The sequence below is a fragment of the Bradyrhizobium ingae genome (genome assembly GCF_055791185.1).
Window position 1 is genome coordinate 38,109 of the sequence record NZ_JBVUBB010000038.1, and the last position, 24,392, is coordinate 62,500.

Sequence of the window (24,392 nt, forward strand, 5' to 3'; positions counted from 1 at the left end):
AATTGCTTCCAAGTTCGCAGCGATGGCCTCAAAGCTCGCTGCGAATCGGCTCCTTCGGATGCGGATCGAAACCGATCAAATCACCCGTCAGCTTGGCGTAGGTACCGTCTGCGATCATATCCGCCAAGGCGCCGTTGATGGCCTTCGTGAGATTCGGCTTGCCCTTCTGGATGGCGAATCCCTTCTGAACCTGGCTCAGTGTGCCCTCACCGGTGACCAGCGGCAACTTCTTGGCCTTGATGGCATAGTTTGCCGCGACCGCGTCGGTGATGACGGCGTCGAGATTGTCGTTGACGAGATCCTGCACGGCGTCGACCTCGGCCTTGTAGCTCTTCAGCGTGGCACCGTTCTGTTCGGCAATCTTGCCGAAGGTCGAGGCCGCGACGGCGCCGACATTCTTGTCCTTCAGGTCGTCGCCGGTGCGGATGCCGGTCGTCTTGCGGGTGAGGATGATCGCGCCCGATGCCAGCCAGCCATCGGCGAAGGTCACCTGCTTCTGGCGCGCCGCCGTAATGTCCATCGAGACGCTGGTCATGTCATACTGGCCGGCGAGCAGGCCGACGAGGGCGGCATCGAACTGGGTGATGATGGGCGTGTATTCAAGCTTGAGACGGCGCGCGATTTCCTTGACCACGCGGATCTCCAGGCCATCGAGCTCGCCATCCGGCCCGCGCATGGAGAAGGGCGCGAACGTGCCCTGCGTCGCCACCTGCAGCTTGCCTGGCTGAAGCAACTCGAGATCGGCGGCGGAAGCGGGAGCTGCGAGCGTCAGGCCGATGCCGACTGCCAGGAGGGAGAATTGCCGTCGCGAGATCATCAGTCAGGTCCTTTCGTGGTTGGTGGCTTGCATTCCGTGAGTCTTTGCGCGCTTGGAGGTCAGTAGCGCAGTGCGTAGCGCCGCTCGAGCCAGTATGCGAGCTTGGAGAGCAGCGATGTCATGACGAGGTAGATGAACGCGCTGGCGATGTAGAAGTCGAAGGGCCGGAAGGTGCTGGCAATCAGGAGCTGCGAATAGAGCGTCAGCTCGACCACCGTGATGGTGGACAGCAGCGAGGTGTTCTTCAGCGCCGCGATCGCCTCGTTGGTGAGCGAGGGAAGAATGATCCGAAACACCTGCGGCAGGATGATCCGCTGCATCGCGCCGGCCCGGCTCATGCCGAGCGCCAGCGCGGATTCCATCTGGCCCTTCGGGATCGCGGTGAGGCCGGCGCGGATGGTCTCGGCGACATAGGCGCCGCTGGAAATGCCGAGCGCGAGCGTGCCGGCGACGAACGGAGACAGTTTCATGCCGAGCTGCGGAAAGCCGAAATAGACGATGAAGACCTGCACCAGCGTCGGCGTACCGCGGATGAACCAGACATAGAAGGACGCGGCGGATCGCACGAACTTCAGCTGCGACTGCTTGCCGAGCGCAGCGATCAGACCGCAGATCCAGCTCACGATGATGATCAGGAGCGTCAGGACGAGAACGATCCCTGCCGCCTTCGCGAAGCCCGGCACATAGACCGCGAAATCGACGATCCACTCTTTGATTTTCGTCAGGTTCATCGTCGTCAGATCCGGTGAAACAATGCGGTGAACGTCATCCGGCCACGCCTTGGTGCAGGACGCGCTTGAGGAACTGGCGCAGACGATCGCTCTTGGGATCGGCGAGGATATCGCCGGGCGGCCCGGCTTCGGCGATGACACCCTGATCGAAGAAGACAACGCGCGAGGACACGTCGCGCGCAAACGCAATCTCGTGGGTGACGAGCAGCATGGTCATGCCGTCGGCAGCGAGTGATCCCATCAGCTCGAGCACCTCGCCAACGAGTTCGGGATCGAGCGCGGAGGTCACCTCGTCGAACAGCATGACCTCCGGCTTCATGGCGAGCGCCCGCACGATCGCGACGCGCTGCTGCTGGCCCGCCTGACAGCTTCGAGGGATAGGCGCCGCGTTTCTCATACAGGCCGATGCGCCGCAACAGCGCCTCCGCCTGTTCGACCGCCTCCTTGCGCGGCACCTTCTTGACCCGCACCGGCGCCTCGATGACGTTTTCGAGCACCGACATGTGAGGCCACAGATTATAGCTCTGGAACACCATGCCGATGTGCGCCCGCAACTCACGCAACTGGAGCGCCGTCGGCTGGCGTCGCGCTCCCTCGATGTAGTCGAAGGAGAAACGGCCGAAGTCCATGAAGCCTTCGTCCGGGATCTCCATCAGATTGACGCAACGCAGGAACGTGCTCTTGCCGGAGCCGCTGGCGCCGATGATCGAGATGACTTCGCCCGCCCTGACGTCGAGCGACACGCCCTTCAACACCTCGTTGGCGTCGAAGCGCTTGCGAATGTCCTTCAGTTTCAGGATCGGCGCATCGACTGGCGTTGCGGTCACGAGGGTCTCCCGACGAATGCCAATGTCTGTCTCCATCTCGCCGGCGCCGCATCGCGTCTTTGCGAAGCCGAATTTCCACGCTTGAAAAGATCAACGCTTGGAGGTTAATGGTATACCACTGGAGTGCAAATGGCATTTTTTAGGCTTGAGCTGCACAGGAAATGAGCATGACCGATGCTTCGCGAACCTGCCTGATCATTCAGCCGATCCATCAGGCCGGGCTGGATCTCCTCACGCGAGGCGGGCTCACACTGCGCCATCTCGATCAGGTGGATCCCGGGGCGATCGCCCGCCAAGCCGGCGACTGCATCGCCGTCGTGACGCGCAGCGCCGGTTTTCCGGCCGCGGCGATCGAGGCTGCGCCGGCGCTGCAGGTGATCGGCTCCCATGGAGTTGGCGTCGACGCGGTCGATGTGCCCCTCGCAACTGCACGCGGCATCGCCGTCGTCAATGCGCCGCACAGCAATGTCCGCGCGGTGGCGGAACATGCGATTGGAATGATCTTCGCGCTGGCCAAGTCGCTGGCCGCAGCCGACCGCGCCACACGCGCCGGCGATTTTGGCTTCAAGTACCGCACCCGGCTCGTAGAGCTTGACGGGCTGACGCTCGGCATCGTCGGCTTCGGCAGTATCGGCCGCCAGACCGCGGTTCTTGCAAAAGCGCTCGGGCTGAAAGTGATTGCCCATTCGCTGGAGAGCGCGCCGGATATCTATGCGGAGACCGGCGTCGAGCCGGTGGCGGATCTTCGCGACCTGCTGTCGCGGTCCGATATCGTCTCGCTGCATCTGCCGCTCACCGCATCCACGAAGGAGCTGATCGGCGCGCAGGAATTTGCGGCCATGCGGCCGGGTTCATTCCTGGTCAACACCGGTCGGGGCGGTGTCGTCGACGAGCGCGCGCTCATCAATGCACTCGACAGCGGCCCGATCGCCGGCGCCGGTCTCGATGTCTTCGCAAGCGAGAACATGCCGCCGGATCACCCCCTGCTCCACCACCCGCGGCTGCTGCTCACGCCTCACATCGCCGGGTCGACCGAAGCGAGCCTTGCCCGCACCGCGGAGGACGTTGCCCGCGGTGTCCTGGCGGTGCTTGCCGGCGAACGGCCTCGCTTCCTTGTCAATCCGGCGGTCTGGCCGCAACGCCGTGGAGCGAGCGCATGACCGTTCAGCCCCTGCTCAGCGCGGATCGCGAGCTCGCGGTTCGGCTTTTCGATCAATTGGCGGAGCAGAGCCGCGACGAGCCCGGCGTCACTCGTGATGCCTATGGTGCCGGCGAACAGCGCGCGCATGATCTGGTCAGCAGGGAGGCCGCCGAGCTCGGCCTCGTCCGCGCGGTCGATGCTGCCGGCAATCTGCTGCTCACCCTGCCGGGGACGGAGCCCGATCTTCCGGCCTGGGTCGTCGGCTCGCATCTCGACTCCGTGCCGCATGGCGGCAACTTCGACGGTGCTGCCGGCGTCATTGCCGGGCTTGCCGCGGTCGCAGGACTGAAGCGCGCAGGCCGGCGGCCGAGACGTCCGGTCATCGTGGTCGCCACGCGAGCCGAGGAGAGCAACTGGTTTCCCGCCTCTTATATCGGCGGTCGCACCCTGCTCGGCCTGCTGCCCCCCGAGTTGCTCGATCTGCCCCGTTCCGACACCGGACGTCCGCTTCGCGACCACATGCGCGAGCTCGGGTTCTCGCCCGAGGGCGTCGCCAAGGGCGAGCGGCTGCTCGCGCCCGAGCGCATCCACGGCTTCGTTGAAACGCATATCGAACAGGGACCGGCGCTGGAAGCGATGGAGAAGCCGCTCGGTCTCGTCACCGGCATCAGCGGCAGCTTTCGCTATCGCAAGGCACGCTGCCTCGGCAGCTACGGGCATTCCGGCGCGGTGCCGCGCCAGTACCGTCAAGACGCGGTGTTCGCCGTCTCGGATCTGATCCAGTCACTCGACCGGCTCTGGAGCGAGCTCGACGGCGCCGGCCGAGCCGCGACCATCACGTTCGGCGAGGTCTTCACCGACGCGAGCCAGCACGGCTTCAGCAAGATCCCGGGCGAGCTCAATTTCTGCCTCGACGTGCGCAGCGCCGATCGCGCTCTGCTGGACGAAATTCACGCGCGGCTGGTGACCTTCATCACCGAAATCGAATCGAGACGCGGCGTGCGCTTCGCGCTCGGAGAGCGAACGGGCAGCCAGGCCGCCGTGATGAGCCCGGAGCTGCTGAGCCAGCTCGGCGGCATCGCCGATCGCCTCGGCGTCGCGCATCTGTCAATGCCGAGCGGCGCCGGCCACGACGCGGCGGTGTTCGCCAATGCCGGCATTCCCAGCGTCATGCTGTTCGTGCGCAACCAGAACGGCAGCCACAATCCGCATGAAGCGATGCGGATCGAGGATTTTCATGCTGTGGCCACCGTCCTCACCCATCTCATCCTGGAGTGAGGCGATGACGACCAGCGCGCGGGATCAGGCGCCAATGACCTTCGACATCGGGGCAAGGGTGATGCCGGCCGAGGCGAGGCGCTCGCGCAGGCGCTGCGCCATCGCCACCGCGCCCGGCGTATCGCCGTGGACGCAGACGCTGTCGATCCGGGTCGGCAGCCGCGTTCCCGACAGGCAGGCGATGGCGCCATCCTCCACCATGCGAATGACGCGTTCGGAAGCGATCTCCGCATCATGAATCACGGCGCCAGCAAGACGACGCGACACCAGATTGCCGTTGTCGGCATAGGCGCGATCGGCATAGATCTCGCGCACCAGCGGCAGGCCGAATTTCTCGCCGGCCCGCTCGGTCTCCTGACCGGGCATCACCACGAAGATCAAGTTGCGGTCGATGGTGCGGATCGCTCGCGCCACCGCTTCGGCGAGATCGCGGTCCTCGGCGGCGATGTTGCCGAGCGCGCCGTGGGTCTTGACGTGGCGGATGGTGTGACCGACATCGGATGCGAGCGCCATCAGCGCGCCCACCTGATAGAGCACGATCTTCTCGATATCGGCGGGACGCTCGCCTTGAATGGGCCTGCGGCCAAAACCCCAGAGATCGAGAAAGCCGGGATGCGCGCCGGCCTGAACGCCGTTGGCTTTCGCCTCCGTCAGGGTGCGATGCATCACCAGGGGATCGCCGGCATGGAAGCCGCAGGCAATGTTGGCGGAGGTGACGGTTCGCAGCATCTCGGCGTCATCGCCGAGCGTGTAGACGCCAAACCCTTCGCCCATGTCGCAGTTCATATCTATCAGAGTCATTATCGTCCTCGTTTCGCGCTTGTGCGATATAGACATGGCGTGAAGTGCAGGTCACGAGGAATCCGGCGCGCTGCTTGCATGGGACGGCGTCACTTTCCGAAGAGTGGATGCACGATCATGGATCTCGTGACGAGCGATCGACCAGCATGACATCCGACGCTCTCTACGCCCTGCCGCGTTTCCGCCGGTCCGGCGACGCGGCACTGACGATCGAAGTCGGAGACGGCATCGACGCGGACGTCAATGCGTGCGTCGTCGATCTCGATCGCGCCCTGACCGGGCGTGCACTGCCCGGCATCGTGGAGATCGTGCCGACCTACCGCACCCTGCTGGTCTGCTTCGATCCGACCGTGTTGTCGCGGCGCGCCGTCGAGGCCGAAGTGATGTCGCTGTGGCCGCCGGTCAAACCAAAGGGACAGCTTCGCCGGCGCTGGACCGTTCCCGTCGCCTATGGCGGCGAGAACGGGATGGATCTCGACTGGCTTGCGCAGCGCCTCGATACGACGACCGACGACATCGTCGCGCGACACAGCGCGGCCGAATATCGCGTCTACATGATCGGCTTCATGCCGGGATTTGCCTATCTCGGCGGACTCGATCCGCTGCTTCATGTCGATCGGCGCCCGGAGCCGAGGCTGGTGACGCCGCCATGCAGTGTCTCCGTCGGAGGCCAGCAGGCTGCGGTCGCGCCGCCGCTCGCGGCGCCCAGCGGCTGGCACATGCTGGGACGCACGCCGGTGCGCTCCTACGATCCACGTCGCGCGCACGAACCTTTCCTGTTTAGCGCCGGCGATCTCCTGCGCTTCCGCCCGATCGATGTTGCGGAATTTGCCGCGCTCGAACGCGCCGCGGACGCAGGCGAGATCGTCGCCGAGAGGGAGGAGGTCGAGGTATGAGCGGCGCGATGTCTGCCCATCTTGAAATCATCGAGCCCGGCCTTGCGACGACCATCCAGGACCTCGGCCGCCGCGGCCTGCAACGCTTCGGTATCTCGGCGTCGGGCGTGATGGACCCGATTGCGCTTGCCACGGCGAATGCGTTGGTCGGCAACCCGACCGATACCGCCGCGCTCGAAATCACTCTGGCCGGACCGGTGCTCACACCCGTCGGCGCAGACATCCGGTTCGCGCTGGCCGGCGCGGAGTTCTCGATCAGCATCGATGGCCGCCCCGTCGCTTCCCACGAGTCGCACGATCTGATGGCGGGCCAGCATCTCGCGATCGGCACGACGCGGGACGGCGCACGGGCCGTGCTTGCCATCTCCGGCGGCTTTGCGATCGCACCGATGCTGGGCAGCCTCTCCACCCATTCGCGCAGCCAGCTTGGCGGACTCGACGGCGGTCCGCTGCGCAAGAACGACAGGCTTCCGCTCGCGGTCCCTCGCCTTCCGGCAAGGCCGCATCTGATGGTGTCACCTGCACATCGCCACCGTGCACGGGGACCCGTTCGCGTGCTTCTCGGGCCGCAGGACGACGCATTTGGGGCAGAAGGCCTCGCCACCTTCTTCGGCTCCGACTATGCGGTCACGGCGCTGTCCGATCGCATGGGCTGCCGGCTCGAAGGGCCCCGGGTTCAGCATGCCGGCGCCGTCGGCATCGTGTCCGACGGCACGGTGTTCGGCAGCATCCAGATTCCCGGCAACGGCCAGCCGATCATCCTGCTCGCCGATCGCCAGACGACCGGCGGTTATCCGAAGATCGCCACCGTCATCTCCGCAGATATTCCCCGGCTCGCCCAGCTTCGCCCCGGCGAGCGCGTCCGTTTTCAGGCGATCGAGGAAGACGAGGCCGTGAAGCTCGCATGTGAGATGCGACGGCAGATCGATCGTATTGACGATTCAATAATCGAGGTCCATGGCGGCAGCAATCTCACAACTGAGCATTTGCTGACCAGCAACCTCATCAGCGGCGTGATCTCGGCTCTCGAATGCGTTCACGCCGTCGCAACATCCTAGATCTGCTCATCGTGGCGAAATCGACTGACCGCCGCGAGCCTACCTCCTGAAGACAAGGGAAAACCATCCATGGCGTTGCTCAACGAAACCGCGAACGGCGTTTACGTGATCGCCGTAACACCGTTCACCGACACCGGCGCGCTCGACCTCGATAGCACCGATCGCATGGTCGACTTCTACCTGGAGAAGGGAGCAACGGGACTCACATTGCTCGGCATGATGGGCGAGGCACCCAAGCTCACCGCGGAGGAGTCGCAGCGACTCGTTCGCCGCGTTCTCGCCCGCACCGCCGGTCGCGTGCCGATCGTCGTTGGCGTATCGGGACCCGGTTTGGCCGCCATGGCCGAACTCACCCGCGCGGTAATGGACGACGGCGCCGCAGGCGTCATGGTCGCGCCACCCGCCTCGCTGCGCACCGACGATCAGATCGTCGGTTATTATGACATGGTCGCCGAGGCGATCGCCGGGGCGCCGCTCGTGCTGCAGGACTTCCCGCTGACCACTCAAGTGCAGTTTACGCCCAAGGTGATCCTGACCATCGCGGAGCGGTTGAACAATCTGGTGATGCTCAAGCACGAGGATTGGCCCGGCCTTGCCAAGCTGTCCGCGCTGCGCGCGGCCAGCGATGCCGGCAAAGCCCGGCGAATTTCGATCCTGGTCGGAAACGGTGGCGTTTTCCTCCCAGAGGAACTCAGCCGCGGCGCCGATGGTGCGATGACCGGCTTCGCCTATCCGGAGATGATGGTGGACGTCTGGCGCGCCCACACGTCCGGCAACATCGATCGCGCCCACGACCTGTTCGATGCCTATCTGCCGCTGGCTCGCTACGAGCAACAGCCCGGCCCCGGTCTTGCCATTCGCAAATACGTTCTGGCCCGGCGTGGCGTCATTGCATCAGCAGCCCTGCGCAAGCCGGGCGCAGCACTGTCGGCGGCCGACATTGCCGATGTCGAGCGGCTGATCGCACGTCAGACCCGGCGCCTCGAAGAACTCGGCTGATGGAAACACGCCACAGCCGATGTCAGCGCGAAACGCAGGTATGGCAATGCCTGCGGTTCTCGCGAGTGACACCTGTGGGGAGAGACCTGTAGCCGTCGGCTCCCACGCTCGAGCGCTACCGTCTGGCGGTTGCCAAGCGCTCTTCGTCGCAAAAACCAAAAACTCCCGCAGCGGCAGCTACGGGAGTTTCGGTATCCTTGGTTGCGGGGATAGGATTTGAACCTATGACCTTCAGGTTATGAGCCTGACGAGCTACCGGGCTGCTCCACCCCGCGTTAAGCGTTTGCAACACCTTCGAAGACGACCTGAGACGGTGAATGCGGACCAGCGCGGATGCGTGGCTTGCTTTCGCGTCCCAAAGGCTTCCTTGGAAGGCAACCCCGGGGCACAGCCCATCGGGTGCGAGGGCTATGTATCAACCGCGAGGCCCTTTGGAAAGGCCCGGGATCCGTTTTTTTCGACTTTATGACAGGCAAAAACGCAACCGGTCGGGGCCGAAAAAGCCAGTACTTGCCATAAGTTCCGCAAAGGGCCAGCCTGCGGCAACAAGATGACGGGGAAGCGCCATGTCAACCAGCCGATCGACGCCTCCGGTACCGGCACCTTTTACCGCGAATCGGGCTTTTGGGTCTTTCGGCGTCATGGCGTAGATCGTCTCAACGCCGTCATTCCGGGGCGTGCGTCGCGCGAGCCCGTCATCGGGCCGCGCTTTGCGCGGACCTGTTGTCGCGCCCGGAATGACGAGAAGAAAAATCCGCAGGGGGAAACAACAATGACTGACGCATTCGACTTCGTCGTAGTGGGTGCGGGCTCGGGCGGCTGCGCGGTGGCGGGGCGCCTTTCGGAGGATGCGCAGACCTCGGTAGCGCTGCTCGATGCCGGCGGCAGGAACGACAGTTGGCGGATCACCACGCCCTTCGGGCTCGCGCTGCCATACAGCGTGGCCAACTGGGCATTCGAGACCGTGCCGCAGAAGGGGTTGAACGGCCGCATCGGCTATCAACCGCGCGGCAAGGGGTTAGGTGGCTCCTCGGCGATCAACGCCATGGTCTACATCCGCGGCAACAAGTGGGACTATGACCACTGGGCCTCGCTCGGCAATAGCGGCTGGTCGCACGCGGACGTGCTGCCCTATTTCAAGCGCTCGGAGAACAATGCCGATTTCGGCGGCGAGTATCACGGCAAGGGTGGTCCCCTGCATGTCAACAAGCTGCGCTCCGAAAATCCGATCCATGACGTCTTCCTGCAGGCCGCGCGCGAGGCGCAGTTCCGCGTGCGCGAAGACTTCAATGCCGAGGACCACGAAGGGCTCGGCAGCTACCAGGTGACACAGCACAATGGCGAGCGTTGGAGTGCGGCGCGCGCCTATGTGAATCCGCACATCGGAACGCGCACAAATCTACGCGTCGAGACGGGGCGCAGGCGACGAAGATCCTGTTCGAAGGCGGGCGCGCAGTCGGCATCGAATATGTGCAGGGCAAGCAGAGGAAGCAGCTGCGTGCCCGACGCGAGGTGATCCTCGCTTCTGGCGCCTTTCAGTCACCGCAGCTCCTGATGCTGTCGGGCGTAGGCCACGGTGAGGCCCTGGGCGCGCACGGCATTGGCGTCGTGCATCATCTGCCGGGCGTCGGACGCAATCTCCAGGACCATCCGGATTTCGTCTTCGTCTACGCCTCCGACTATCCGCATTTCGTGCACTCGTCGCTCGGCCGGTTGCCGTCCCTGCTCCGCGCTATCCGGCAATACCGCCGCGAGCGTCGCGGCCTGATCACCACCAACTTCGCCGAATGCGGCGGCTTCCTGAAGACCCGGCCCGATCTCGATCTGCCCGACATCCAATTGCACTTCGTCATTGCGATGCTCGACGACCACGGCCGCAAGCGCCACAAGGAGGCGGGTTTTTCGTGTCACGTCTGTTTGTTGCGGCCGAAGAGCCGCGGCAGCGTATCGCTCAGGAATGCCGATCCCGCGCAGGCGCCGCTGATCGATCCGAACTTCCTGGGCGAGGCCGCCGACCTGGAAGCGATGGTCGCGGGCTACAAGACGACGCGGCGGCTGATGGAGACGCCGTCGCTGCGCGCGTTGCAGAAAAAGGACGTGTTCACGTCCGATGTGAAAACCGACGACGACATCCGCGCCATCCTGCGCCAGCGCGTCGATACCGTCTATCACCCGGTCGGCACCTGCAAGATGGGCACCGATCCACTCGCGGTGGTCGATCCCAAGCTCAGGGTGCACGGCCTCGAAGGCCTGCGCATCGTCGACGCCTCGATCATGCCGACCCTGATCGGCGGCAACACCAATGCGCCGACCATCATGATCGGGGAGAAGGCGGCGGACATGATCAGGGCGGAGATGCAGGCAAAGTAGAGCGGCGCCCAAGGCCCTGGCTCGCGCCAGTAATGAGGATGTTTTCTTTACTGACGTCGAATACGTCTGACATGGCGAAGGTCCCAGGATGTGCCCCCAGCATAAATACAGACGATTTTAGCGATCTGAAACCGGAATGATGGGTTCGCCGTTCACTCGTTCCATGCAGGCAGGGCGCAGCTCATGAACAGTTTCGATCTCGCAGTCTATGCAGCACTTGCCGTGGCGATAGGCTTCGGCTTCAGGACCGGCCTGCTACGCAGTGCGACGACCATCCTCGCTTATCTTCTGGCTGCGCCCATCGCCGTGTGGCTGATGTCGCTGATCGAGCGGCACCTGACCGGTGAGACAGCCTCGCCCTTGCTTCAGGGCTGGGTGCTGTTCTTCGGCCTCTTCGTCGCAACCGGGATGGCGCTTGGACATCTCGGCCGCGCGGCGCTCGACGATACGATCGGCGAAGCCGGGCTAGGCGATCGCATCGGCGGCGCGGCACTCGGTGCGTTGCGGGTCGGCCTCGTCGCCACCACGCTGGTCCTGGTCTTCGATCAACTGGTGCCCGCCAACCGGCAACCGCCATTCCTTGTCGGCTCGCAATTGCGCCCCCTGTTCTCGGCGGTCGGACAGATGGGATTCAAATCCCTGCCTCCCGAGGCTGCGGCCACCATTGACCGCATCAAGAGGGAGCGGCGAATCTGACGTCGCACGGCCTTCTTCCGCGGGCGCGCCATGCATTTTGGCGGCAGCCCGTCCCTTATCAGCGGCAATGATGTTGGCTAGAGTGCCGCCTCCTTACCTGCCTGACATCACGGGAGTGAAACAGTGGATCTTGGGATCAAAGGTCGCCGCGCCATCGTCTGCGCATCCAGCAAGGGCCTGGGCCGCGCCTGCGCCGTAGCGCTCGCCAATGAAGGCGTGCACGTCACGCTGACCGCGCGCGGTGCGGATGCCCTGAAGGCAACGGCCGCCGACATCCGGAAAGCCAATCCGTCCGTCACCGTCACCGAGATCGTCGGCGATATCACCGCGCCTGCCGGCCGCGAGGCCGTGCTGAAAGCCTGCCCCGATCCGGACATTCTGATCAACAACGCCGGCGGCCCGCCGCCCGGCGATTTCCGCAACTGGACCCGCGACGACTGGATCAAGGCGATCGACGCCAACATGCTCACCCCGATCGAGCTGATCAAGGCGACGGTCGACGGCATGATGGCGCGCAAGTTCGGCCGCATCGTCAACATCACCTCGGCCGCTGTGAAGGCGCCGATCGATATCCTGGGCCTCTCCAATGGCGCGCGTGCCGGCCTCACCGGCTTCATCGCCGGGCTCTCGCGCAAGACGGTGGCCAACAACGTCACCATCAATGCCTTGCTGCCGGGCCCGTTCGAGACCGATCGCCTGCGCGGCACGGCAAAGGCCGAGGCCGACAAGCGCGGCGTCACGCCGGAGCAGCTTCTCGCCGAGCGCGCAAAGCTCAATCCTGCCGGCCGCTTCGGCGATCCCGACGAGTTCGGCTATGCCTGCGCCTTCCTGTGCGGCGCCAAGGCCGGCTTCATCACCGGGCAGAACATTTTGCTCGACGGCGGCGCATTCCCGGGGACGCTGTAGGCCCCCGCGTAGCGGCGAGACGGGTGAGGGGTCTCTCTCCGCGAGTGAATCTCTCAAGGAGAGTTCGCGGATGCAACCCCTCATCCGGCGCGCTGCGCGCGCCACCTACTCCCGCAAGGGGAGAAGGGACTTCAATCACCGCCGCTTGGTCGGCTCGTCCTCGTCGCGCTCGCTGAAGCCTGAGGAATCCGCGCTCGGGCGCTCGTCGGTCCAATCGACGCCGAAGGCGTCGAGGCCGTCGGCGAGCAGATCGCCGAGCATCGGCTCGCCCAGCAGATAATGCGCGGTTTCTCGTCGGGGATTTTGATACTCGCTGCGCGCCTCGACGGCGCGGTCGCGCAAGTCCTCCCAATCGTCCGGCCCGCCGTCGCCACGCCCGAGCCACATCAACGCGACCAGATCGATCTGCTCGTCCTCATTCAGGGCGATGATGAAGCTGGTGAGCTCCCGACCGACCGGATCGGAGCCGTTGTCCTGCAGCACGTCGATCGCATCGTCATCGGTCGGATTCGATCCGGAGTCCGGATCGGATTCCGTTTCCTTGACGTCGTACTCGCGCGCCTTCTCGATCAAGAAGGCGACTTTCTCGGCGGAAATGGCAAGCTCCGGCATGGCTCCCTCCTGGGTTCCCCCGATAACGCCGCATCGCACCGGATGATCCATTGCGACGCCTCGTGGAAACCCGCAATGTCCGCCTCAACCAAAACAAGCGGACGCGGGCGATGCAGTGGACGGTAGGCCAGGTCAGGATCACCAAATTCGTGGAAATGGAGACGGTCGGCTCGACGCGCTTCATCCTCCCCCTGGCGACCAATGAGACCATCCGGAAGCTGCCTTGGCTGATCCCGCATTTCGCCACCGAGGAGGGCCGGCTGAAGATGTCGATCCACGCGCTGGTGGTGGAGACGCCGTCACGGCGCATCGTCGTCGACACCGGCCTCGGCAACGACAAGCAGGGCCGCAACGTCCCAACCTGGAACAATCGCAATACGCCGTTTCTGGAGATGATGACGGCGGCGGGCTTTGCGCCTGACAGCATCGATACCGTGCTGTGCACGCATCTGCATGTCGATCATGTCGGCTGGAACACGAAGCTGGTCGCCGGGCAGTGGATACCGACCTTCCCAAGGGCCCGCTACGTGTTCGGCAGAACCGAATACGACTACTGGCGCGACCACTCGACCGAACCGGACAAGGCGGCCGTGTTCGACGATTCCGTGAAACCCATCGTGGACGCGGGCCTCGTCGAGCTGATTCCGAGCGATCACCGGCTCTGCGAGGAGATCAGCATGATCCCGACCCCCGGCCACAGCCCCGGCCACATGAGCGTCCTGATCCGCTCCGGCGGCGAGCAGGCGTTGCTCGCAGGCGATGCGGCCCATCACCCCTGCCAGATGGCGCATCTCGACTGGTGCTCGACGGCGGATTCCGACCCGCAACAATCCGTCAGGACGCGACGTGAGCTGTTCTCGCGCTTCGCCGATACCCCGACGCTCGTGATCGGCGGGCATTTTTCCGGCGGGCATATCAGGCGTGATGCAGACGCGTTCAAGTTCGTGGCACTGCAATCGTAGGGAGCGTTTAGCGAAGCGTAACCCACCTCTTTCGTTTTTCGCGGAGATAACTGTGGTGGGTTACGCCCTGCGGCTAACCACCCTACGATCGCACGGCGAATTGAGAGGGCTGCAATGCACCGGCCGACAGGCGGTTGAAATTCCCGCCGCCCTGTTCCATGAAGCTGTTCAACCGACCAGTCCATCCCAGGGAGAGACGAGAATGAAGCTTGTTCGTTATGGTGAAAAGGGTGCTGAGAAGCCCGGGCTGATCGACAAATCCGGCCAACTGCGCGACCTCTCGGCCCACGTGAAGGACCTGACCGGCGAGGCCTATTCGCCGGAGTCCCTGAAGAAGCTCGCAGCCCTCGATCCGGCCTCGCTGCCGGCGGTCTCGGGCAAGCCGCGGTTCGGCGCCCCCGTCACCGGGATCACGAAATTCGTGGCGATCGGTCTCAACTACAGCGATCACGCCATGGAGACCGGCAACCCGATTCCGGCCGAGCCGATCTTCTTCCTCAAAGCCAATACGGCGCTGTCTGGTCCATACGATGCGGTCGAAAAGCCGCGCGGCTCGACCAAGCTCGACTGGGAGGTCGAGATTGCCGCGATCATCGGCACCCGCGCCAAATACGTCTCGGAGGCCGACGCGCTCAACTACGTCGCGGGCTACTGCGTCTGCAACGACGTCTCCGAGCGCAACTTCCAGATCGAACGTCTCGGACAGTGGACCAAGGGCAAGTCGCACGACACGTTCGGCCCGCTCGGGCCCTGGCTCGTCACCAAGGACGAGATCAAGGACGTGCAAAACCTGCCGATGTGGTGCGACGTCAACGGCCAGCGCCGCCAGAACGGCACCACGGCGACGATGATCTTCTCGATGGCCAAGTGCATTTCCTATGTCTCGCAGTTCATGACGCTGTTGCCCGGCGACGTCGTCACGACGGGCACCCCGCCCGGCGTCGGCATGGGCATGAAGCCCCCGACCTTCCTCAATGTCGGCGACGTCGTCACGCTCGGCATCGAAGGCCTCGGCGAGCAGCGCCAGGAGATCGTCGCGGCGTAGGCGGCGGCGAACACGACTGCCGCCACACCGTCCTTGCGAGGAGCGAAGCGACGAAGCAATCCAGACTATTTCCACAGAGAGAGCCTGGATTGCTTCGCTTCGCTCGCAATGACGACCTTCAACAGCCGCGCACGCCGTAGGATATTGCAATGAAACTCAGCTTCTCCGCCGCCTCGCCTTTCGCCCGCAAGGTGCGCATTGCCGCGATCGAGCTTGGGCTCGTCGACAAGATCGAGTTCGTGCCAGCAACTGTTGCGCCCGGGCAAGCGAACGAGGACTATTCGCGGATCACGCCGCTGAAGAAGCTTCCCGTCCTGACCACCGACAATGGCGAGGTGATCCTCGATTCCTACGTCATCGTCGAATATCTCAACGAGCTCGCCGGCGGCAATCTGATTCCGGATTATGGTCCGCGCCGCTGGTCGGCCAAGACCGACCATTCGCTGATCAACGGCATGCTCGATTCCATGCTGCTGTGCCGCTACGAGCGGATGGTGCGGCCGCAGGGACTGCAATGGCAGGCCTGGGCCGACGACCACTGGAATCGCGCCTGGACCGGCATGGCCCGGTTCGAGAACCGCCCCGAGGTCCTGAACGGTCCCTTCGACATCTCGCAGATCGGCCTCGTTTGCGTACTCGGCTATGCCGACTTCCGCTTCGCCGATTGCGGCTGGCGCAAGGCCTACCCGAAGCTCGACGCTTTCCATCAGCGAATGCTCGAGCGGCCCTCCGTGAAGATCTCGGTGCCGCCGTCGGCGTAGCGCGGGAGTTCCCATGAGCCTCACATTCTCGGTCGGTGACCTCACCATCCATCGCATCATCGAGCAGGAGACGTCGTTCGTTCCTGCGCTGGAAATGCTGCCCGGACTCACGACCGAGGTGCTGGCCGAGAACCGCGCCTGGATGAAGCAAGCGAACGCGCTCGACGACGACGATGTGCTGATGCTGTGCTTCCAGTCCTATGTGGTGAAGACGCCGCATCACACCATCCTGATCGACAGCTGCATTGGCAACGACAAGCCACGGCCCAACCGCCCGAAATGGAACATGAAGACCGACGACACGTACCTGCGCGCGCTAGGCGCCGCAGGCTTCTCGGTCGGCGACATCGATTACGTCATGTGCACCCATCTGCATGTCGATCACGTCGGCTGGAACACGCGGCTCGTGAACGGCCGCTGGGCGCCAACTTTCCCGAACGCACGCTATGTGTTCGACAAGACCGAGTTCGACTACTGGACGGACACGCATGCGAAGACGCCAGCGCCGGCGTTCGGCGATAGCGTTCTGCCAGTGGTCGAGGCTGACATGGTCGAGATCGTGCGCAGCGATTTTGCGATCGGCGACCACATGCGTATCCTGCCGACGCCGGGTCATACGCCCGGCCATGTCGCCTTCACCTTCGGCCGCGGCAAGGACGAGGCTGTGTTCTCCGGCGACCTCATGCACTCGCCGCTGCAGACGCTGCATCCGGAGTTGTCGATCAAGTTCGACGTCGACCAGGCGCAGGCGGCGAAGACGCGCCGCAGCTTCCTGGAGCGCTATTGCGACACCGATACGCTGTGCTGCACGGCGCATTTTCCCTCGCCGTCGGTCGGGAAGATCCGACGCAAGGGAAATGCGTTCGTCTGCGCGGCGGCTTAGGGCGAGATGCGTAGGGTGGGTTAGCGAAGCGTAACCCACCTCTTCTCGCGCGGCGATGGAAGTGGTGGGTTACGCCTTCGGCTAACCCACCCTACGATTTCCCCGTACGCGGCGCGTCAATCAAACAAGCTCGGCGTGTGGTTCACCAGCGCGCCTTCGATCTCGAGCATCTTCAGCTTCGTCACCACGCCGCCATTGGCGGAGAAGCCGCCGGGCTTGTTGCCGGCGGCCAGCACGCGGTGACAGGGCACGACGATCGGACAGGGATTGCGGCCGAGCGCCTGACCGACATCGCGCGACAATTCGACACCGCCGAGGCGCTTTGCGATATCGCCATAGGTCATGGTCTTGCCGGGCGGGATGGTGCGAGCGATCTCATAGACACCGCGGTTGAAGTCGGGAACACCGTCGAGATCGAGCGGGATATCGGTGAGATCGTCCGGCTCGCCATCGAGCAGCCTGACGATGCGGTCGATCGCCTGTTGTACCTCGGCCGTCGGCTCGGCCTCGCCGGCCTCGGGATGGCGTTGATGAATGCGGGTGCGGATCCTGTCTTCGCCGCCCATCGGCAGTTGGACGCCGTTGATGCCGCGCGGGCCCCAGGCGATGGCACACAGGCCGATTTTGGTCTCGAACAGGACGAAATGCTGGTCGTTCATGACTAGGTTCCTGGGCTCTTCCTCGTCGCAGGCCCCCGCTTGTGATCGTCCTGCGCAATCTAGGCTTGGAAATAGTTGCGATCCACCCGGTTTCCGGGAATCTTGCACAAGAGTTCCCGCCCCTTTCGAGAGCCTCCATGCAGAGCCTTCACGTCAACGGATATGACATGCCCTATCTCGACGTGGGCGAAGCCAAGGCAGGACCGCCGCTGGTCTGCGTGCACGGTTCGCTCAATGATTTCCGCGTCTGGGGCTGCGTGCTCGGACCGCTGTCGCAGCGCCACCGGCTGATCTGCGTCAGCCTGCGCCACTTCTTTCCCGCGCAATGGGATGGCGTCGGCGACACCTTTTCGATCAGCCAGCATGTCGCTGACGTCATCGCCTTCATCGAGAAGCTCGACACCGGTCCGGTCGATTTGATGGGCCATTCCCGCGGCGGGCACATCTGCTTTCGTGTTGCGCAAGCGCGTCCAGACCTGTTGCGCCGGCTGATCCTCGCCGAACCCGGCGGCGAGTTGGATAGCAGCCTTGATCCCGACTACAAGGGCGGCCCCTCGCCGCTGCGGGCCCGTTTCACGGCCGCCGCGGAAAAGATTGCAGCCGGCGACGTCGACGGCGGCCTCGCCGTGTTCGTGGATACACTGGAGCGCCCCGGCACCTGGCCGCGGCTGCCGGCGACCGTGAAGCAGAATTTGCGCGACAATGCCTATACGCTGATCGGCCAGGTCCGGGACAACCGCGCACCGTTTTCGAAGGTCGACGCGGAGTCGATTCCGATGCCGACGCTGTTCATCCTGGGCGCCCGAACAAAGGGCCTGCTGCCGAAAGTGCTGCATGCGCTCGCGGCGCACGTGCCCTACTCCAGAATGGCGATCATCGAGAACACGACGCATCCGATGTTCGAGCAGGCGCCGCAAAAATATTCCGACGTCGTTCTGGATTTTCTGGCGGGCTGATCATGCAGACTGTTCACGTCAACGGATACGACATGGCCTGTCTCGAAGTCGGAGACGGCCCACCGCTGCTCTGCGTGCACGGCACGCTCGGCGATTTCCGAACCTGGTATTCGGTGCTCGGCCCGCTCTCGAAAAGGCATCGTGTGATCGCGATCAGCCTGCGGCATTTCTTTCCCGAGCACTGGAATGGCGCCGGCGCGGACTACAAGATGACCCAGCATGTCGCCGACGTGATCGGCTTCATCGAGAGAATCGGGCGCACGCCAGTCGATCTGATGGGACATTCGCGCGGCGGACACATCGCGTTTCGCGTAGCGCAGGCGCGACCTGACCTGTTGCGCAAGCTGGTGCTCGCCGAGCCCGGCGGCGATCTCGATGCCAGTCTTGCTCCGGCCGATGGCGGACACCCACCCCTCGCCGCGCGCACGGCGCGCTCGGTCGAGATGCTCCGTGCCGGCGACGTCGAAGGCGCGCTACAGAATTTCTACGAGGGCATCGAGGGCGATGGCACCTGGCGGCGCGTGCCGGCGGCCGCAAAACAGCAACTGCGCGACAATGTTGTCACCTTCCTCGGTCAGCTCAACGAGCAGCGCAGGCCGTATACGCTGGCTGATGCACAGGCGATCAAGATGCCGACGCTGCTGATCGGTGGCGGCGCAACGACAGGGAGCCTGTCGGTGATCTGGCGCGTCCTGGCCGCGCACATCGCCGGTGCAAAGACGGCGGTGATCGCGAATGCCGGTCACTGGATGTTCGATCAGGCGCCGCAGGAATATGGCAAGGTCGTGAGTGAATTTTTGGCGGGGTAGCGTCTTTTCCCTCCCTCTTGCGGCAGTGCTAAGCTCGTTCGCAACCGTGCAATCCCGGCTTTCCGAGACGCGAAAGGACAGCTTGATGAAATCCCACCTCGTCCCTCTCCTCGCCCTATCGCTGCTTGGCCTTGCGAGCGCCAACGCCACGGCACTCGCTGCCGCCGATGAGAAGCTGAAGGCGGCAGCCGAGCAGGAGCAGGCTCCGCTGATCGAGACGCTGCGCGACATGGTGATGATCGAGAGCGGCAGTAGCGATGTCGAGGGACTCGCCAAGATGGCGGACTTCACGGAAGCGCGCCTGAAGGCGCTGGGCGCGACGACACGGCGGCAGAAAACGACTACGGGCGCGGGCGCCGATATCGTCGTCGGCACATTCGAAGGCACCGGCACGCGCAAGCTGATGTTGATCGGGCACATGGACACCGTCTATCAGCGCGGCATTCTCGCCACCGAGCCGTACCACGTCGATGGCGGCAGGATCTTCGGGCCCGGCATTGCCGACGACAAGGGCGGCGTCGCCGTGATCCTGCACGCGCTCAAGATCTTGAAGGACGCGGGCTGGCGCGACTACGCCACGCTGACGGTCTCGCTCAATCCGGACGAGGAGGTCGGCTCGATCGGCTCCGGCGAATTCATCTCGCAGCTTGCCGACCAGCACGACGTGGTGCTGTCCTGCGAGCCGACAGCCTCATCGCCGCCGGCGCAGAACGATTCATTGCTGCTGGGTGCGAGCGGCACTGCATCCGGAACGATGAAGGTGAAGGGACGCGCCTCGCATGCCGGCGCCGCGCCGGATCGCGGCCGCAACGCGCTGATCGAGCTTTCGCACCAAGTGCTGCAAACCCAGGATGTCGCGAAATCCATCCCGGGCACGCAGCTCAACTGGACGACCTCGAAGGCCGGCACCGTGCGCAACCAGATTCCGGAGGATGCCGAGGCCGGCGCCGATATCCGCCTCACCGTTTCCGACGGCGTTGCCAAGCTGCAGGCCGCGCTCGACGAGAAGGTCAAGAACAAGCTCGTGCCCGACACCGAGACGACAGTCACGATCGCCCCGGGACGTCCGCCGTTCGTTGCCGGCGAGCGCGGCCGCGCACTCGCTCAGGAGGGACAGGCGATCTACGCCGAGCTCGGCCGCAAGCTCGACATCGCCGAGATGACGGGAGGAGGGACTGATGCCGGCTACGCGAACCGCAGCGGCAAGGCGGTCGTGGTCGAAAGCTTTGGCCTTGCCGGCTTTGGCTATCACGCCCGCGACGAATACATCGACACCAACTCGATCGTGCCGCGGCTCTATCTGATGACGCGCACGCTGATCGAGCAGGGAAAGAAGAAGTAGCAGTGCTGGCGCTCGCAAACGAGGGCAGGCGCCGGTGGTTCGTCATCCCGGGCTCGACCCGGGCATCCACGAACAGCCGCGAGTGTGGCCCGTGGATGGCCGGGACGAGCCCGGCCATGACGAAAACTCAAGTACGCACAATCCCTTACCTCATCGCTTGACGCCTCCCCCTCCCGGCAATATCTTCGTATACGGAATTCCGTATTCCGCGTGGAGCTGCCGGCGTGATCCCGCTCGACCCGCTACCCAATCTGATCGACCAGGTCTATGCGCGCATCCTGGAGGCGATCACGGACCGCACCTTGCAGCCCGGTCAGCGCATCCGGCAAAACGAGCTGGCTGACAAGCTCGGCGTGTCGCGCCAGCCGGTGTCGCATGCGCTGCATCTGTTGCATCGGCAGGGACTGGTTGCCGAGAGCGGCCGGCGCGGGTTCGAAGTCACGCAGCTCGATCCCGCGCGCATTCGCCAGCTCTACGAGGTGCGCAGCGCCATCGATGCGCTGGCGGCGCGGCTTGCCGCCGAACGGATCGCGCGCGATGCCGCGGGACGCGAGCGGCTTGCTGCCGCGCTGCGGGCCGGCCGCGCCATCAATCGCAAGACGCCGCTAAACGAGCTAATCGCACTCGACGTCGAGTTTCACCGCGCGATCTATCAGCTCGCCGGCAATCCCGTGATCGAGGAGACGATTGCGCCGCAATGGCCGCACATGCGCCGCTCGATGGCAACCGTGCTGTCCGAGCTCGACTATCGCGAGAGCGCCTGGGCCGAGCATGCGACGATCGCCGGACACATTCTCGGCGGTGAAGTCAAAGCGGCCGAGCGCGCCGCGCTCGCGCATGCGCAGACGGCAGGACGAATGACCGAGGAGAGGCTAAGGGCGACGGAGGAAGCGGCGGCGTAGCCACAATCGCCGTCCTGCCCGGGCTTGTCCCGGGCATGCACGTTCTTTCTTGGCGTGAAACGAGTCCGTGGATGGCCGGGTCAAGCCCGGCCATGACGACGGAGAAAATAACAAAACAGGAGGATGCGACCCATGAAACTGACCCAGCAGCAATTGGAGTTCTTCAATCGCGAGGGCTGGCTGTTCCTCCCGGAGCTGTTTGCCCAAGAGGAGGTCGATTTCCTCGCGCGCGAGGCGGTCGGCATCTACGACGCTGACCGGCCCGAAGTCTGGCGCGAGAAGAGCGGCGCGCCGCGCACGGCCTTTGCGGCGCATCTCTACAACGACGCCTTCGGCGTGCTGGGCAGGCATCCGCGCATGATCGAACCGGTCGAGCAGGTATTCGGCGAGCCCGTCTACATGCACCAGTTCAAGATCAACGCCAAATCGGCCTTCACCGGCGACGTCTGGCAATGGCACCAGGACTACGGCACCTGGAAGCGCGACGACGGCATGCCCGAGCCGCGCGCGATGAACATCGCGATCTTCCTCGACGAGGTGATGCCGATCAACGGTCCCCTGATGCTGGTGCCGCGCAGCCAGAATGCCGGCGACCTGGAGGCCGCGCACGATCTTGCGACAACCTCCTATCCGCTGTGGACACTGGACGAGGCGACGGTGACGCGGCTCGTCAAGCAGGGCGGCATCGTCGCGCCGACCGGCAAGCCAGGCGGCATGCTGATGTTCCACGGCAATCTCGTGCACGGATCAAGCGGCAACATCACGCCCTATCCGCGCAAGATCGTGTACCTGACACTGAACGCGGTCTCGAATTACATTCGCAAGCCGACGCGGCCAGAGTACATCGCGCACCGCGATTTTGCGCCGATCAGGACGGTCGATGACGACGCACTGCTGCGACTGGCACGTGCGCCGCGGCAGGCAGCGGAGTAGGACACTCTCGTAGCCCGGACGCGGCGCGGCGTTACGCGCTGCACCGCATCCGGGACACGATACTTGATCGGATCCCAGCATGAACCTCTTCTCCCTCCTCCAGGCCCGCGCCGCCGCCGGCAAGCCGGTGCGCGTGGCGCTGATCGGCGCGGGTAAATTCGGCTCGATGTTCCTGTCGCAGGTACCGCATGTGCCGGGGCTGGAAGTGCCCGTCATCGTCGATCTCGATCCTGATCGTGCGCGCGAGGCGTGCCGGACGGTGGGCTGGGATGCGGACCGCATTGCGGCCACCCGCTTCATCGATGACGGCGTCCGCGCGATCAATGGCCCGATCGACGTCGTCGTCGAGGCGACCGGCAATCCCGCAGTCGGCATCCGCCACGCGCGCGCGGCGATTGCAGCCGGCAAGCATATCGTGATGGTCAATGTCGAAGCCGACGTGCTCGCGGGCCCGCTGCTTGCGCAGGAAGCGCGCAAGGCCAGAATCGTCTACTCCCTCGCCTATGGCGACCAGCCGGCGCTGACGGCCGAGATGGTCGATTGGGCGCGCGCCACCGGCTTCCGCGTGGTCGCGGCTGGCAAGGGCACCAAATATCTGCCGGCCTACCACGACGTGACGCCGGATGGCGTCTGGCAGCACTACGGCCTCACCGCAGGCGAAGCGCAGTCGGCCGGGATGAATCCGCAGATGTTCAATTCCTTCCTCGACGGCACCAAGTCTGCGATCGAAATGGCGGCGATCGCCAACGCCTGCACACTCGATGTGCCCACGGATGGTCTGTTGTTTCCACCATGCGGCGTCGACGACCTGCCGCACATCATGCGGCCGCGCGAGCAAGGTGGCGTGCTGGAGAAATCCGGCGTGGTCGAGGTGGTATCCTCGCTTGAGCGTGACGGCCGGCCGGTGTTTCGCGATTTGCGCTGGGGCGTCTATGTCGTATTGAAGGCACCGAACGATTACGCCGCCGATTGCTTCAAGCAATACGGCCTGAAGACCGATGCGAGCGGACGTTATGCCGCAATGTACAAGCCCTATCATCTGATCGGGCTTGAATTGAACATCTCGGTGCTATCGGCGGCGCTGCGGAATGAGCCTACCGGACAGGCAACGGGTTTCCGCGGCGATGTCGCGGCCGTCGCCAAACGCAGCCTGCACGCGGGCGAGATGCTGGACGGCGAAGGCGGCTACACGGTGTGGGGCAAGCTGATGCCGGCAGCAAGCAGCCTGAAGATCGGCGCACTGCCGATCGGTCTCGCCCACCGGATGAAGCTGAGACATGATATCGCACATGGCGCGGTGGTGCGCTGGAGCGACGTCGAATTCGACGCCGACAACGAGACGGTCAGGACGCGCAAGGTTATGGAGGCGACGTTTGCAGGTAAGCGATGAGGCAAACCGGGAGACCGTGAGCAGCACCATAAACGACGAAAGCCCTGGAGATGTCTCCAGGGCTTTTGGTTTGCGAATCGCGTCAGCCAATCTCTCCGTGGTCGTCCTGGACAAGCGAGCGTAGCGAGCGCCGATCCAGGATCCCCGCGCGAGCACTTGGGCTCGTCGCGATTACCACGGGAAGCAGTTTGACGAAGTCTCGTGGTCGCCAGTTCGCGCCACAACTACTCCCTGGGGTGATGGGTCCTGGCTTTCGCCAGGACGACGCTGGGTTGTTCGACCTTCAGATAAGCCTGAGCAGGCGGCAGCTCAGTTCTGATCGTCGCCGAGCGCTGCGATCAGCTTGTCGTAGTATTTGCCGACGAGATCGATATTGCCCTTGTTCTCGACCACCGGGGCCGGTGTCTTCAGCGCTTCGTTGAGCTCGTCGAGCGCTTCCTTCTTGTCCTTGGCAGACATCTTCTTGTCGGCCTGAAGTTGGGCGATCTGGGCCTTGATGACGGCTTCGGTGCCAACATACTTCTTTGTCGCGGGGTCGAAGCCGCCGAGCACCAGGCTGATATTGTCGACGACGCCGTTGTAGTCGTCAAAGCTCGTAAAGCCGTACTTCTTGGCCAC

General features: G+C 64.3%; 23 protein-coding genes, 1 tRNA gene and 2 pseudogenes (1 of these 26 only partly in view). 18 read left to right on the top strand and 8 right to left on the bottom strand.

What is annotated here, in order from left to right:
* Positions 1 to 28 precede the first annotated feature (28 nt).
* From ACV1FX_RS34695 to ACV1FX_RS34705, 3 genes and pseudogenes are all read right to left on the bottom strand, one after another.
* Positions 29 to 817, bottom strand: a complete 789-nt coding sequence (locus ACV1FX_RS34695) for a transporter substrate-binding domain-containing protein (RefSeq protein ID WP_473122042.1) — start codon at positions 815 to 817, stop codon at positions 29 to 31.
* A 59-nt stretch (positions 818 to 876) separates the two neighbouring features.
* Complete coding sequence (locus tag ACV1FX_RS34700; RefSeq protein ID WP_473122043.1) at positions 877 to 1,548, bottom strand: amino acid ABC transporter permease; 672 nt, start codon at positions 1,546 to 1,548, stop codon at positions 877 to 879.
* Positions 1,549 to 1,582: 34 nt separating this feature from the next.
* Positions 1,583 to 2,411, bottom strand: a pseudogene (locus ACV1FX_RS34705) (amino acid ABC transporter ATP-binding protein).
* A gap of 131 nt (positions 2,412 to 2,542) precedes the next feature.
* Here ACV1FX_RS34705 and ACV1FX_RS34710 point away from each other — a divergent pair.
* Complete coding sequence (locus ACV1FX_RS34710) at positions 2,543 to 3,535, top strand: hydroxyacid dehydrogenase (protein ID WP_473122044.1); 993 nt, start codon at positions 2,543 to 2,545, stop codon at positions 3,533 to 3,535.
* A complete protein-coding gene (locus tag ACV1FX_RS34715; protein WP_473122045.1) occupies positions 3,532 to 4,794 on the top strand; it encodes a Zn-dependent hydrolase in 1,263 nt (420 codons plus the stop codon). Before ACV1FX_RS34710 ends, ACV1FX_RS34715 begins: the two co-directional genes overlap by 4 nt.
* 24 nt (positions 4,795 to 4,818) lie before the next feature.
* Here the strand turns inward: ACV1FX_RS34715 and ACV1FX_RS34720 are convergent, their stop codons facing one another.
* Entirely contained in the window at positions 4,819 to 5,595 is a 777-nt protein-coding gene (locus tag ACV1FX_RS34720; RefSeq protein ID WP_473122046.1) for a LamB/YcsF family protein, read from the bottom strand.
* 146 nt (positions 5,596 to 5,741) lie between these two features.
* Here ACV1FX_RS34720 and pxpB point away from each other — a divergent pair, with 146 nt between their 5' ends.
* The 3 genes from pxpB to ACV1FX_RS34735 all read left to right on the top strand — a co-directional run bounded on the left by pxpB (position 5,742) and on the right by ACV1FX_RS34735 (position 8,548).
* On the top strand, positions 5,742 to 6,491 hold the full coding sequence (pxpB, locus tag ACV1FX_RS34725) for a 5-oxoprolinase subunit PxpB (RefSeq protein ID WP_473122047.1): 750 nt from the start codon (positions 5,742 to 5,744) through the stop codon (positions 6,489 to 6,491).
* Between the two features lie 8 nt (positions 6,492 to 6,499).
* Positions 6,500 to 7,549, top strand: coding sequence for a 5-oxoprolinase subunit C family protein (locus ACV1FX_RS34730; protein WP_473122048.1), 1,050 nt, complete (start codon positions 6,500 to 6,502; stop codon positions 7,547 to 7,549).
* Positions 7,550 to 7,618: 69 nt separating this feature from the next.
* Positions 7,619 to 8,548: a dihydrodipicolinate synthase family protein gene (locus tag ACV1FX_RS34735; RefSeq protein ID WP_473122049.1), complete on the top strand. Its 930-nt coding sequence runs from the start codon at positions 7,619 to 7,621 to the stop codon at positions 8,546 to 8,548.
* Positions 8,549 to 8,746: 198 nt separating this feature from the next.
* Here ACV1FX_RS34735 and ACV1FX_RS34740 read toward each other — a convergent pair.
* A tRNA-Met gene (locus ACV1FX_RS34740) sits at positions 8,747 to 8,823 on the bottom strand.
* 497 nt (positions 8,824 to 9,320) lie between these two features.
* Here ACV1FX_RS34740 and ACV1FX_RS34745 point away from each other — a divergent pair.
* From ACV1FX_RS34745 to ACV1FX_RS34755, 3 genes and pseudogenes are all read left to right on the top strand, one after another.
* Positions 9,321 to 10,918, top strand: a pseudogene (locus tag ACV1FX_RS34745) (GMC family oxidoreductase).
* A gap of 183 nt (positions 10,919 to 11,101) precedes the next feature.
* Positions 11,102 to 11,614, top strand: a complete 513-nt coding sequence (locus ACV1FX_RS34750) for a CvpA family protein (protein ID WP_473122050.1) — start codon at positions 11,102 to 11,104, stop codon at positions 11,612 to 11,614.
* Between the two features lie 123 nt (positions 11,615 to 11,737).
* Positions 11,738 to 12,520 carry an SDR family oxidoreductase gene (locus tag ACV1FX_RS34755; protein ID WP_473122051.1) on the top strand — a complete coding sequence of 261 codons (783 nt, stop codon included), beginning with the start codon at positions 11,738 to 11,740 and terminating at the stop codon, positions 12,518 to 12,520.
* Between the two features lie 135 nt (positions 12,521 to 12,655).
* On the opposite strand, the gene ACV1FX_RS34760 is transcribed toward ACV1FX_RS34755, so the two are convergent.
* Entirely contained in the window at positions 12,656 to 13,132 is a 477-nt protein-coding gene (locus ACV1FX_RS34760) for a DUF3775 domain-containing protein (RefSeq protein WP_473122052.1), read from the bottom strand.
* 110 nt (positions 13,133 to 13,242) lie between these two features.
* Here ACV1FX_RS34760 and ACV1FX_RS34765 point away from each other — a divergent pair, with 110 nt between their 5' ends.
* The 4 genes from ACV1FX_RS34765 to ACV1FX_RS34780 all read left to right on the top strand — a co-directional run bounded on the left by ACV1FX_RS34765 (position 13,243) and on the right by ACV1FX_RS34780 (position 16,783).
* Positions 13,243 to 14,094 (top strand): MBL fold metallo-hydrolase, encoded by an 852-nt coding sequence (locus tag ACV1FX_RS34765; RefSeq protein ID WP_473122053.1) that lies wholly within the window; start codon positions 13,243 to 13,245, stop codon positions 14,092 to 14,094.
* Between the two features lie 202 nt (positions 14,095 to 14,296).
* Positions 14,297 to 15,139 (top strand): fumarylacetoacetate hydrolase family protein, encoded by an 843-nt coding sequence (locus tag ACV1FX_RS34770; RefSeq protein WP_473122054.1) that lies wholly within the window; start codon positions 14,297 to 14,299, stop codon positions 15,137 to 15,139.
* 149 nt (positions 15,140 to 15,288) lie between these two features.
* Positions 15,289 to 15,900 carry a glutathione S-transferase family protein gene (locus ACV1FX_RS34775; protein ID WP_473122055.1) on the top strand — a complete coding sequence of 204 codons (612 nt, stop codon included), beginning with the start codon at positions 15,289 to 15,291 and terminating at the stop codon, positions 15,898 to 15,900.
* Positions 15,901 to 15,913: 13 nt separating this feature from the next.
* Positions 15,914 to 16,783, top strand: a complete 870-nt coding sequence (locus ACV1FX_RS34780) for an MBL fold metallo-hydrolase (RefSeq protein ID WP_473122056.1) — start codon at positions 15,914 to 15,916, stop codon at positions 16,781 to 16,783.
* Between the two features lie 116 nt (positions 16,784 to 16,899).
* On the opposite strand, the gene ACV1FX_RS34785 is transcribed toward ACV1FX_RS34780, so the two are convergent.
* Entirely contained in the window at positions 16,900 to 17,442 is a 543-nt protein-coding gene (locus tag ACV1FX_RS34785; RefSeq protein ID WP_473122057.1) for a methylated-DNA--[protein]-cysteine S-methyltransferase, read from the bottom strand.
* Between the two features lie 137 nt (positions 17,443 to 17,579).
* Between ACV1FX_RS34785 and ACV1FX_RS34790 the strand changes: the two genes are divergently transcribed.
* The 6 genes from ACV1FX_RS34790 (at position 17,580) to ACV1FX_RS34815 (ending at position 23,774) form a co-directional block, all read left to right on the top strand.
* Complete coding sequence (locus tag ACV1FX_RS34790) at positions 17,580 to 18,398, top strand: alpha/beta fold hydrolase (RefSeq protein ID WP_473122058.1); 819 nt, start codon at positions 17,580 to 17,582, stop codon at positions 18,396 to 18,398.
* 2 nt (positions 18,399 to 18,400) lie between these two features.
* On the top strand, positions 18,401 to 19,207 hold the full coding sequence (locus ACV1FX_RS34795) for an alpha/beta fold hydrolase (protein ID WP_473122059.1): 807 nt from the start codon (positions 18,401 to 18,403) through the stop codon (positions 19,205 to 19,207).
* Positions 19,208 to 19,292: 85 nt separating this feature from the next.
* Entirely contained in the window at positions 19,293 to 20,549 is a 1,257-nt protein-coding gene (locus ACV1FX_RS34800; protein WP_473122060.1) for a M20/M25/M40 family metallo-hydrolase, read from the top strand.
* A gap of 224 nt (positions 20,550 to 20,773) precedes the next feature.
* The gene (locus tag ACV1FX_RS34805) at positions 20,774 to 21,451 is read left to right on the top strand and encodes a GntR family transcriptional regulator (RefSeq protein WP_473122061.1); all 678 of its coding nucleotides are present in this window, start codon (positions 20,774 to 20,776) and stop codon (positions 21,449 to 21,451) included.
* Positions 21,452 to 21,583: 132 nt separating this feature from the next.
* Complete coding sequence (locus tag ACV1FX_RS34810) at positions 21,584 to 22,384, top strand: phytanoyl-CoA dioxygenase family protein (RefSeq protein WP_473122062.1); 801 nt, start codon at positions 21,584 to 21,586, stop codon at positions 22,382 to 22,384.
* A gap of 79 nt (positions 22,385 to 22,463) precedes the next feature.
* On the top strand, positions 22,464 to 23,774 hold the full coding sequence (locus ACV1FX_RS34815; RefSeq protein ID WP_473122063.1) for an NAD(P)H-dependent oxidoreductase: 1,311 nt from the start codon (positions 22,464 to 22,466) through the stop codon (positions 23,772 to 23,774).
* A 309-nt stretch (positions 23,775 to 24,083) separates the two neighbouring features.
* On the opposite strand, the gene ACV1FX_RS34820 is transcribed toward ACV1FX_RS34815, so the two are convergent.
* Positions 24,084 to 24,392, bottom strand: partial view of a hypothetical protein gene (locus tag ACV1FX_RS34820; RefSeq protein WP_473122064.1) — the 3' portion only. 291 nt of this gene lie beyond the right edge of the window; 309 of the gene's 600 nt are visible here — the last part of the coding sequence; its start codon lies beyond the right edge, outside the window; the stop codon is at positions 24,084 to 24,086.